The 10,806-nt window shown below is 61.6% G+C and carries 9 protein-coding genes; all 9 read right to left on the bottom strand.

All coding sequences use genetic code 11. The features are described 5' to 3' along the window. Nucleotides 1-112 precede the first annotated feature (112 nt). From JCM12178_RS06425 to JCM12178_RS06385, 9 genes are read right to left on the bottom strand one after another with little or no spacing between them, the layout of a single operon-like run. Nucleotides 113-694, bottom strand: coding sequence for an acyltransferase (locus JCM12178_RS06425; protein WP_054649791.1), 582 nt, complete (start codon nucleotides 692-694; stop codon nucleotides 113-115). A gap of 3 nt (nucleotides 695-697) precedes the next feature. After that, nucleotides 698-1,507 carry an acyltransferase gene (locus JCM12178_RS06420; RefSeq protein ID WP_054649789.1) on the bottom strand — a complete coding sequence of 270 codons (810 nt, stop codon included), beginning with the start codon at nucleotides 1,505-1,507 and terminating at the stop codon, nucleotides 698-700. Further along, nucleotides 1,504-2,412, bottom strand: coding sequence for a sulfotransferase family protein (locus JCM12178_RS06415; RefSeq protein ID WP_172677076.1), 909 nt, complete (start codon nucleotides 2,410-2,412; stop codon nucleotides 1,504-1,506). Before JCM12178_RS06415 ends, JCM12178_RS06420 begins: the two co-directional genes overlap by 4 nt. Before the next feature lie 54 nt (nucleotides 2,413-2,466). Beyond that, on the bottom strand, nucleotides 2,467-3,669 hold the full coding sequence (locus tag JCM12178_RS06410) for a glycosyltransferase family 4 protein (protein WP_054649785.1): 1,203 nt from the start codon (nucleotides 3,667-3,669) through the stop codon (nucleotides 2,467-2,469). Nucleotides 3,670-3,678: 9 nt separating this feature from the next. Then, nucleotides 3,679-5,157, bottom strand: coding sequence for a lipopolysaccharide biosynthesis protein (locus JCM12178_RS06405; RefSeq protein ID WP_054649783.1), 1,479 nt, complete (start codon nucleotides 5,155-5,157; stop codon nucleotides 3,679-3,681). Between the two features lie 18 nt (nucleotides 5,158-5,175). Beyond that, the gene (locus JCM12178_RS06400) at nucleotides 5,176-6,294 is read right to left on the bottom strand and encodes a glycosyltransferase (protein ID WP_054649781.1); all 1,119 of its coding nucleotides are present in this window, start codon (nucleotides 6,292-6,294) and stop codon (nucleotides 5,176-5,178) included. Nucleotides 6,295-6,301: 7 nt separating this feature from the next. Continuing rightward, nucleotides 6,302-7,291, bottom strand: coding sequence for an acyltransferase family protein (locus tag JCM12178_RS06395; protein ID WP_054649779.1), 990 nt, complete (start codon nucleotides 7,289-7,291; stop codon nucleotides 6,302-6,304). A 27-nt stretch (nucleotides 7,292-7,318) separates the two neighbouring features. Then, on the bottom strand, nucleotides 7,319-9,556 hold the full coding sequence (locus JCM12178_RS06390) for a WD40/YVTN/BNR-like repeat-containing protein (protein ID WP_054649777.1): 2,238 nt from the start codon (nucleotides 9,554-9,556) through the stop codon (nucleotides 7,319-7,321). After that, on the bottom strand, nucleotides 9,543-10,799 hold the full coding sequence (locus JCM12178_RS06385; protein ID WP_054649775.1) for an O-antigen ligase family protein: 1,257 nt from the start codon (nucleotides 10,797-10,799) through the stop codon (nucleotides 9,543-9,545). The genes JCM12178_RS06390 and JCM12178_RS06385 overlap by 14 nt, the downstream gene beginning before the upstream one ends. Nucleotides 10,800-10,806 lie beyond the last annotated feature (7 nt).

Genomic DNA, 10,806 nt, shown 5'->3' with positions numbered 1-10,806 from the left:
TTGCGCAGGCCGTCGAGGATGGTCAGCGCCAGCCGCTCGGCCCCGCCGTGGCTGAGGGTGTAGATGAGCTGCATGACGCGGGGCTTTTGCGCCTGTTGATGGCTGTCGAGGTTCATCCGCGCCTCCCGATGACTTTTGCAGGATTGCCGCCCACGATGCTGAACGGTTCCACGGGGTCGACAACCACGCTTCCCGCCGCCACCACGCTGCCCTCGCCCACGTCCGCCATCACCAGCGCGCCGTTGCCCAGCCAGCAGTCGCGCCCGATGGTCACGGTGACTCGCTCACCGCCCTGCAGCCGGATGGGTGTCTCCGGGTCGGCAAAACGGTGCTGGCCGCGTCCGGACATGACGTGCACGCCCGAACCCAAAAGACAGTCGTCGCCGATTTCGGCGTGACCGATGGTGCAGTGTGAGCCGATGTAAATGCTTTCCCCCAGTGCGGTGTCCGGGGTTACGAAGGTGGTCAGGAATTCGATGCGGCAGTTCCCGGAACAGTCGCGCATGGCGAGGCGGTAATAGCCCGCCCGCAAGTGGCAGCCGAAGCCGCCGGGGACGAGCGCCATGAACTGCGAAACGCCCTGAAACGCCTTCTTCTCGCCGGAGACCGCCGCAAGTATCCGCATGAGCAGATAGAACGGCAGCGCCGCGCTGAGAAAAAGGAACCGGACCGCCTGCTTGAGAACGCCGCGCATGTACTACCCCTTCTTTCCGCCGAATTCGAGATCTTCGTGCGCCTTGAGGTACGCCTGATACCGCTCCTCGCCCACGCGTTCACGCATGGACTCCGGGATGGGCAGCTTGCCGATAATCCGCATGGGGTTGCCGCCAACCAATGTGAACGGCGGGATGTTGCCGCAAAGATGCGTGCCGATCTGGGCCACAACCCCGTCTCCCACGGTGGTCCCGGGGTAGACCACGGTCTGGGTGGCGAGATAGCAGAAGTCGCCGATGCGCACCGGCTTGATGCTCTTGGCCGAGGGCAGGCCGCCGCCTGAGGTGAGCCGGGCTTCCACATCGCTTACGGGGTGGCCGGAGTTGTCCGCAATGAAGCGGCAGCCCACGAGGTTCCAGTTGCCGATGGTCACCTCCCGCGCCACCACGATGCGGCACAGGGGCGCAAGGTAGTTATGGTCGCCAATGGTCAGGCGCGGCCGCTCGTCCGAGATGATTCCCGAAAAGAAGGTGTTGTCGAACATGGTCACGTGGCTGCCGAGGCGAATCTCCAACCTGCCGAGGATGGTGGTGCTGCCGTTGCCCGCATACTGCATGCGAAAGTTCGACCCCACTTCGGCGCACTGTGACTTGAACATGGGCTCGTAATAAGCCTTGCGCCAGAAGTCGTGCCAGACGGTGCGACGAAAAACCCATTCCTTGTAAAGGAACCGGTGCAGCGGCCCTATGACCGGAAAGGAGAGGCCGCGCACGCCCATGGCGATGCGATACAGTCTGTCGTAAAACGGAGTCTCCCGCGCCTTGACCCGTTTCTTGATTGCCGCAAGGCTCATGCGACACCTCCTGTTTCGAGCGGTTCCCGAACGCCGGGCTCGGGCGGTGCATATCCGTGCCTTTCAAGCCCTTCGCGGGCCACCTCGCCGATGATCTCCACGTCCTGCTCACTGAGAAGCCGGTATTCGCGGTCGTTCATGTTCACGATTGTCGAGCGCATGCCGTGCACCCGCCAGACCTCGCTGCCCACGTCCGGGCACTCCGTTCCGGATTCTGCGCCCGCGCCGTTCGACTCGATGCCGAGAAACTCCATGATACGCCGCATGGATTTGCCGGTGTTCTCGGCAAAATCCTCGTAATAGACGGGCAGATAGTGTTCCAGACGCCCGGCCTGCTCGGTAGCCACGTCATCGGCCACAAGCCACTGGCGGGCGCACATTTCGATGGGATACTCGTCGTAGGGCGTGCCCCAGCGGGTCATGTTCGCGTTTCGCTGAATGCCCTTGGCCACGGCGTACCCGTCCCGGATGATGTGGATGAAGTAGGCATTGGGAAAATGCTTTTGCAGAAACTCCATACGGATCATGCCGGTGATGGACTTTTCCACCAGATAGCGGGCATCCTTGGGATACCAGATCGACCATTGGCGCCTGATGCGCTCGGCTTCGGCCTCGCCCGCCCCGTTCATGCCCAGTTTGTCGAGGCACTGGCAAAACATGCGCGGCCAGCCGTGGGTCTCCGGGTACGGCAGCATGTCGGTCAGGAACTGCCCTTCGTTGGGCAGTCCTCCGAAGCCGGGCAGATGTCCGAGGATGGTGGCCAAAAGCGTGGTGCCGGAATCATAGCAGCCCACCACGAAAATCCATTTTTCCGGATTGAGCGGTCTGCCGAGCGGCAGCAGCAACCCCTGCAGCGGCTTCTTCATCAGCAGCCCCAAGGCCGCGTTATGCATCTTTCTGGTCATGGTCACTCGAAGCGACATTCTTCTATCCCCCTTGGGAAACGGTCCTTTCCCGCCTCACTTGCCATGTTGTGCGGCGAGAGCAGACCCTTGACTGCAGAGCGTTTCATACAAATCCGTGATGGCCGTGGCCCGAACGTGCGGGTCAAAGCGGCGGCGGACCTCATCAAAACCGGCTTTGCCCATGGTTTCCATGCGCTCCCTGTCCCGGACAAAGCGCAGCACCCCTTCGCCAAGTGCTTCGGGCGAGCCGGACGGGACGAGGTCTCCGGTGACGCCTTCGACCACCACCTCGGCCACCCCGCCCACGCGTGTGGCGAGCACCGGCTTGCCGAAAAGCATGGCTTCCAGAACCACGTTGGGCATACCCTCGCTGAAGGACGGCAGCACCAGCGCGTCCATGGCCGCATAGAACGGCGACATGTCCGACACGTACCCGGCAAAGGTCACGAACGGCTCCAGACCATGCAGGGCGACAAACTCCTCCAACTCGCGCCTGCACGGCCCGTCACCGGCAAGAATAAATATCACGCCGCCGAGATCGGCACGATTGCGGCGAATGGCTTCAAGCAGAACCATGTGCCCCTTTTCCGGACTCATGCGGCCCACGGTGCAAAAAAGTGCGCCGCTCTCATTCACACCGTACTTATGTCGAAGTGCCCCGCCATCTGCCGAAAAGTCATATTCGTCCGGGTCCACGGCGTTGGGAATCACCACGGTCTTGTGCCCCAGTAACGGGCCGAGCCGCTGCGCCGTGTTCTCCGAAACCGCAACCACCTGATCGGCAAAACGGATGAGCGCCAATTCCAGCAGCCGATAAAAACGCATCTTGATGTTTTCGCAGGTCCAGCCGTGGGTGAAGGCCACCCAGCGGCCGCCGTGGAAAAGGCGCATCAAAAGGCACAGCAGGTGCGACTTGTAGCCGTGGGACTGAAAAATCTCGAAATTCCCGCCTTCGGCAAGTGAACGAAGTTGCCCCACGAGGCTCAAGTCCAACGCACGCCGCTGACGAAGCGCCCGGACCTCGACCCCGGTTTGGCGCATGCGGGTCAGGAACTCGCTGTCGGCCTCGCCGGTGGTGTCGAACCCGACCACCAGCGCACGGCAGGAATCCGCCCCGCCACAGCGCAGATACTGGGCCAGCCCCTTGCCCGGACCGCCGAGGATGCGCGACCCCATGCACATCATCACGCGCCTGCCTCGGCTTTCCGGCATCTCGGCTTTCACGGCAGCCGCACTCATGGTCACATCACGCCTCATGCCAACTCCTCACGACCGCGCCGCCACCGGTTGCCTGATGTCCCGCCGCACGAAAAGCGCAAGCGTCCCTGCAAAAATCAGCAGTTGCAGCAGCAGCACAAAGCCGATCTCGTAAGAGAAGACATCCATGTTTCTGAAAATCAGGAAATAGACCGCCACCTGCGGCAGCAGGTAGATAACGCTCTGGCGCAGGTACACCTCCCGGAAATAGCGGAGCGGACTCAGGGCCACCTTGCGGAAAAGGAGCATGGGGAACAGCACGCCCCGGAACACGAGCATGGTTCCGGCCATGGACCAGAGCACGCCGTCCATGCCGAAGTCGCGGATGAGCGCGACCAGCAGCAGGAACGTCACCGCGCATTCGGCCACCGAAAGCCAGACGAGGAACTGATGCCGCGAGGTGCCGAAAAGCAGGTTCCTGCCGGGAATGTGGGAAAGGTAAAGCACATACGGGATGCAAAGCAGCACCACGACCTCGTAGGACCCGAGGAACTCCCCGCCCAGCCAGTGGTAAATGAACGGCTTGGCGTACATGAAGATCATGAACCCGGCAAAGGCGGACAGGGCGAAGCAGTATGCCGAGACCTGCAGATAGTCCTCCAGCACCTGATCCATGTCCTTTTCCATGCGGCTGAAATACGGGGTGAAGATGTCGAAAATGCTCAACATGCAGCTTTCAAAGTACCCGAGAAGCTGCACGCCGATGGAATAGACCGTGACCGCCGGGACGCTGATGAAGATGGCGATGAAATAGTTCTGGATTCTGCGGCCGAAGACCACGGACATCTGGTTGGCGAAAAACGAGAGGCTGTAGCCCCACAGCTCCTTGAAGGTCGCAAAATCGCAGTATCTGGGCGAAAGCGTGTACTCGAGCGCGCGCTTGGAAAAGACGTAATAGGCCCCGTATTCCAGAATCAGGAAGGCCGCGTTGCAGTAGATGAGCGCGTACACGCCCCAGCCGCGCAGCAGGAGAACCACGATGCAGGTGTTCATGACCAGCGCCTTGATGATCTCGATGCCGGAGATCACGTTCCAGCGCAGTTGCGAGCGCAGCACGCCGTGGAAAACGCGAAGCGGGATCATCACGGAATAGCTGATGACCAATATGGTGGAGGCCTTCACCAACGGCGGCGGGATCATCTCGTAGACGGTATCGTGAAAAAGCAGGAATCCGGCCGCAACGATCAGCAGAGAAAGAAGAAGCGCCGCGCTCAACACGGCGAAAGACGTGGAAATATACCGCTGCAGGGCGTCGCGCAACTCGGAGCCATGCTCACGGGAGACGTAGCGCGACACGCCCGTGGAAAACCCGAAGTCGAAGATGACGAAGTAGGCCAGCAGCGTGTTGATGAGCACCCACTGGCCGTACCCTTCGCTCCCCAGCGTGCGCACGATGATGGGCGTCACCATGAGTCCGATGAGGATGGTCTGGGCGTAGGCGATGTTACGCATCACCGAGTTGCCGAGAAGGTATTTTATTCCTGCCATTTCAACTGTCTCTCCGTATTATTCAAGCAGCGTCTCGACCATGACGGCCCTGCTGTCCCAGCTTTCTCCGACCACGCGCTCCCGGCGCGCCTCGTCCCTGCCGTCCCCGGCCTCCTGCACCAGCCGGATGAAGCCTTCGGCGTCCCCCCGGTTCGGCAATGGCCACCACGTCCGCGTAGTCGCGGACCGCCGGAAACCAACACTGACCACGGGCCGCCCGGCTGCAAGGTATTCGCGCAGCTTGAGCGGGCTGCAATGCTCAATCTGGCTGTTGTTCACGAACGGCAGCAGGGAGACATCCCAGTGCCGGGAGTACCCCGGCAGCAACGCATGAGGCCTCGGCCCCAGCAGCCGGACGTTCTCCAGCGCTTCCAGCTCGCTCACATCGGTCTCCACGGCGCCGACGAGCACCAACGTCCAGTGCGGCAGCTCGGTCGCCAGCCGCTTCAGGAGCGTTATGTCCAACCAGCTTGAAATCGAGCCGTAATAGCCTGCCACCGGTCCTTGAGGCAGATCGTCCGCCCTCGGGCAATCATTCGAGAAAAGCTCACAGTCCACGCCGTGCGGCAGGTCGAACACCTTTTCGGGAGGAAACCGCCGGGCCAGCAGCGGATGCGTGACCATGACCCTGTCGGCCCGCCCGGCGAGCACCTGCTCCAGCCGCCGCACGAAATCCGGATCAACACCCGGCAGTGCCCCGTAGTCATCACAGCAGTAGTAAAGCACCGATGAGAACTTGGCTGCGTCACACACGCACTCGGCAGTGGGCGTGGTTATCCAGAGCACCGGTCTGTCCATACCGTGCCGTTTAAGCGCATCGCGGACCTTGGCCGAGAGCACGGAGCGATTGATGCTGCGAAAGAGCCTGTTGTCCGGCTTCGGAATCACCACCGAGCTGATGGCCTCAAGCGGTGCGGTTCCGTTTTCAGGCGTGTGGCCGTTACCGTTTTCGCGCCGCAGGGCCCCGGCGAGTTTGCTGCCCATGCGCCGGATGTCCCGCGGGGTGAACCGGGGGTTCCTGAGCCCGATGGAATTAAACCAGACAACGCGGTGCCCCCGGCGAATCAGCCGGGTCACGATGTGCTGGGTGCTGCTCGGGTGGCCGCCCCAATCTTCCGCGAAAACGACAAAATCCATGACTGCCTCAAGGCTGTACGGTTTTGGGTTGCGCGCCATCCGAGCCGCGTTGAAGCGCAAGCCCGGCAAGCAGGGACGCCACGAAAGCGAACGCGAGTATCAGGGCACCGGAGGCCACGAAATCGAACACGAAGAGGCCGGTTGGGTGAATGAACAGGTACGTATGCGCGATGTACATGCCCAGAATGCAGGGCGACAGCGGGAGCAGCAGGTCATACGCCAGCCAGTGAACGTTCAGGTACCGCGCCAGATCCACGAGCGTCCGGGCCGCAATGAGCATCAACAGGCCGCTCAACATGGAGATGTTCAGGAAGAACCGCAGCGAAACCATGCAGACGGCAGTGACCAACAGCACGGACATGGCCGCGTTCATGGAGAACGGCCTTCCATGGCGGGCATCGCGGACGCCCAGAAGGAACCCGGCAGCGGTGATCCAGAGGGTGTGACCCATGGGAACCGTGCGGTCCAGTACCAGCAGAACCAACAGCGAAATGGCCGTAAAGCCGTTGGAAACCGTCCTGCTCCTGTTGACCCGCTCAAGCAACGGATAGGCGAGATAGAAAAGAATCAGCAGCGTCAGGAACCACAGCCCCGCGCCGTACGGACCGACCTGCCCGGCCCCGAACCACGTCCAGAACCCGCGCAGCCCGAGCCAGCTCGCAAAGGTCTGCACCGAGACAACCCCTTCCCGGCCCTCGGCCAGAAAGAGCACGAGCAGCAACAGGTTGATGATGGTGAACGGGATGCCGAGCCGCCTGAGCTTTTGCATCCAGAAGGCTTTGAGATCAAATCCCGGCCCGTATTTCATGCCCGTGAAGAGTGCCGAAGTGTAGGAGAACACGATGAGTCCGACCGCCGAGATAACCCACCAGTGATTCATGACCGGGTGCATGCCCGGCGATTCCGCAGCGAAATGGCCGACGATGATCGCCGAGATGGCGAGCACCTTCAGCACGCTGGCGTTCCTGCTGAACCGTCTGGATATGGTTTCACTCATCGCTTTCTCCGTCTGCTTCGGATTTCGCTAACGCCTGCCGGGAAGGTGTGGCCCTTCCCATACTCCCGCGCCGAACGTCGTCACCACGATGCGGCCGGGATCACCGGGCGGAACGTTGATGCTCTGTACGATGTTGAAGGGGAAACTCTCGTAGCTTTCCCAGCTTTTTCCCCCGTTCCTGCTGAAGACGAGGCCGTGGTGGGTCGTGCCCACGTAAATCAGATTGGAATCTTCGGGATGCACCGCCACGCTCATGGTGTGGTCGAAGGAGCTTCCGCCAGCCACGCGGGCGAGTTCCTTGTCGTCAAGGATGTGCTGCCAACTCTCGCCGCCGTCGCGTGTCCTGTAGAGGCCACCCTCCAGCCAGTGGCCGGGCGGCGAAGTGGCCGTTACCAGAATGGTCTTCTCGTCTTCGGGATCAAGGAGCATGGACGTGGCGTGCCAGTTCAGATTGCTCCCGGCAGAAATGTGCCGCCAGCTCTCGCCGCCGTCCGTGGACTTCCAGACCCCGCCGGGGACCGTAAAATTCGCGCCCTTCATCCGAAGGCCGGTGATGAGACAGTACAAATTGCCGCTACGAGGGTGGATGGCGATGCGGTAGACGTGACGATTCGGCGCAATGCCCAGTCCGCTGCTTTTCCTTGTCCAGCTCCGTCCGCCGTCCGTGGATTTCCAGACCCCGGCATTGTCGTCCTCGCCAAACATCCCGGCGTAAAGCGTCCGGCTGTCTTTCGGAGAGTCCGGGTCCAGCGCAACGGTGGTGCAGGCCAGCTTTGGCAGCCCCCGGCCCTTGCCCGGCTCGTAGGGAACCGTCCAGCGCTTGCCGAAGTCGTCGCTGACCACCACGCCGCCCTGATGCACTGCCGCATCCGGGAACGTTTTGGACAGGGCGAGGTAATGCGGGATATCGTGCCTGCGGCTGGTGGCCGCGTAAATTCGGCCCGGCGTTTCTGGGTCCAGCGCCAGTTGGTAGAAGGTGTTCTTCCATGGCGCGCCCTGCGCGGACCATGTCCAGCTTGCGCCCGCGTCTTCGGAGCGCAGGAACCCGATGTCCGAGTAGGCGATATAGTGCGTATCCGCACGGACGGGATCGAAATAGTATTTCCATGCGCTGGTGACTTCCAGCCCGATGCTCGCCAGCCGGGGCGGGCCTTCGCCAGCATCCACCACCCGACTCATGCCCTGCCGCCACGAATCGCCGCCGTTGTCGGTCAGGTAGAGGTCGCCCTGCGTGGCGAGAATCAGCCGCGAGGGATCGAACGGGTCCAGAGCCAGTCCCCAGTTGCTGACGTAGTAATTCCAATAAAGCTCAGTCTGCACCCATGAGGGGTCGACGTTGCCGCCGCCGAGGAGCGCACCGGGTTTTCCGAGACGGAACACGCTCTCCCAGTTCATGCCGCCATCCACAGACCGATAGACCTTGTTGTACTTCACAGCCCCGGACCGCGCAACATACGCGCTCCCGGCCTGTCCCGGCACCGGCAGCAGGATGTTCGCGTCGAACGAGGGGCAGCGGGTCATCTCCCAAGTGTCGCCCCGGTCCTTTGAGCGCAGGACGCCCTTTCCCTTGATGCTTGCCAGAAGCAGCGTTTCCTGCTCCCCGGCAGAACCTGAAAAGGCGATGACACTGCCGGAAGGCATGGGAGCGCCGTCGACCTGTATTGGCTTTGCGTCCCACGTCAGGCCCCGGTCGGAGCTGACCAGAAGGATGCCGTTCGGTGTGGCGCTGAAAACCATATCGCCCAGCACTGCCAGCCCGCTAGACGGTTCAGCCACCACCCGCTTCCAATTTCGGCCATCATCCTCGGTTCGCCAGAGGGCGCTTTCGGCAGCTACAAGGAGCACGTCCGGAAGGCCCGGCAGAGCGGCCAGATGAAGAATACGTTCCTTTTCCCACGGTCTGGCCTTGATCTCGGACCAGTTGACGCCGCTGTCCCGGCTGACGACCAGCTTTCTGCGCCCGCTGTTCCAGAATACCTTGTCCGGGAAATATGCGGGCCGCGCGGAGTGCTGCATGTAACGCAGATAGTTGCGGTAGTGGATGAGCCGCCAGGACTTGCCGCCATCCCCGGAGCGAAACGCCGCGCCCATGTCCGTACCGAGCAGGACCACGCCGCGATCATACGGTGAGAACGAGGGCACATACATGCCTCCGGCACCGCCGGGACCGCGTACAGTGAACTCCGGCTCCGCCGCCAGTCCGAACGAGAACGCGAGAAGAACCACAAGAAGCGCGGAAAAAACGGTGACGTTAGGCCGACTCACAACCCACCTCCCGCCTTCTCGCGCTCTTGCGCATGGTGTACTTCTTCGGCTTCTCCGCAACGGCCTGCACGCTGCGCTGTTCAAGGCATGTGAGCGCAAAGAACAGGGCAAGCAGGTAATACAGCAGGAAATAATACGCCACGGACAGGAAAAGAATCGCAACCGCATGGGTGAAGAACGCGATGTAAAGTCCCTTGTGCAGCGGATTTTCCGGGTTGGCGCGCATCATCTGGCGCAGGTGCCGCAAGGGGCCGAAGACCATGGCCATAAATGCCACGATGCCGAAGATGCCCAGCTCTGCCGCCACCTGAATGTAGGCGTTGTGCGCGGTGATGTAGTTGCCCTCGAACATGCCGTTGGCAGAGGTGAACTGCCCCGCCCCGACCCCGAACAGCGGATTGCTGCCAAAGAACTTCAGGCCGAGCTTCCAAAGATGCAGCCGCCCGGTATCGCTTGTGTAATTATAGTCGGACTCGATATTCAGGAGCGTGCTGAACCGTTCCCAGAACGCATCCGGCACGAAATAGGCCACCAGCAGGCACAGCAGCGCACCGGGGATGACCACCTTGGAGAAGCTGACCTTCTCGAACCGCAGGATCAACAGCAGCAAAACGATGAACGCCAACGAGGCCCCGCGCGACTGGGTCACGGAAATTGCAATCACCCCTAGAGGGAGCGAGGCGAAAACCAGCAGCTTTGCGAGCATGGTCCTGCGGCTCTGGCCGAAGTAGAACATGACCGGCAGCAGGGACACGAGAATATAGGCCGTGTCGTTGGGATCGTAGGAGGAATACTCCAGCGACGCGCGAGCGCTGCCGTAATTGAGCAGCACCCCGGCGGAGAGAATGACGAACACCGCCATCCCGGCCCCGAGGAGCGTGTTCACGCCGGGCTTGCCGCGGGCGACCCCGAGTAGGGTCATGAAAAAGACCACCACATAGCCATACGAAATGGCGGCGTTGAGCGCTCCCGTCTTGTACACGCTAAACGGCACCGAGCAGTAGACCATGGCCATGAAAAGCAGCACGTACTTGAGCAGCGGCGATGCCCGCAGGACCTCGACGATGCTCTGGCGATTGTTGGCGGTCACCAGCGCAATCAACCCAAGCCCGGCAGCCATAGCCCCCCATCCCCGGAACATGAATATCGGATGCAGCTCTGCAAGGTGCCCCACGAAAACCAGCATGAGCAAGTAAACCGCGGCCTTCTGCACCAGACCTATTCGTTCCTGAACATATTGCATGAATTTC

Origin of the sequence: Salidesulfovibrio brasiliensis JCM 12178, assembly GCF_001311825.1 — a bacterium.
Lineage (GTDB): Bacteria > Desulfobacterota > Desulfovibrionia > Desulfovibrionales > Desulfovibrionaceae > Pseudodesulfovibrio > Pseudodesulfovibrio brasiliensis.
This window is presented reverse-complemented; position numbering and strand designations above follow the sequence as displayed.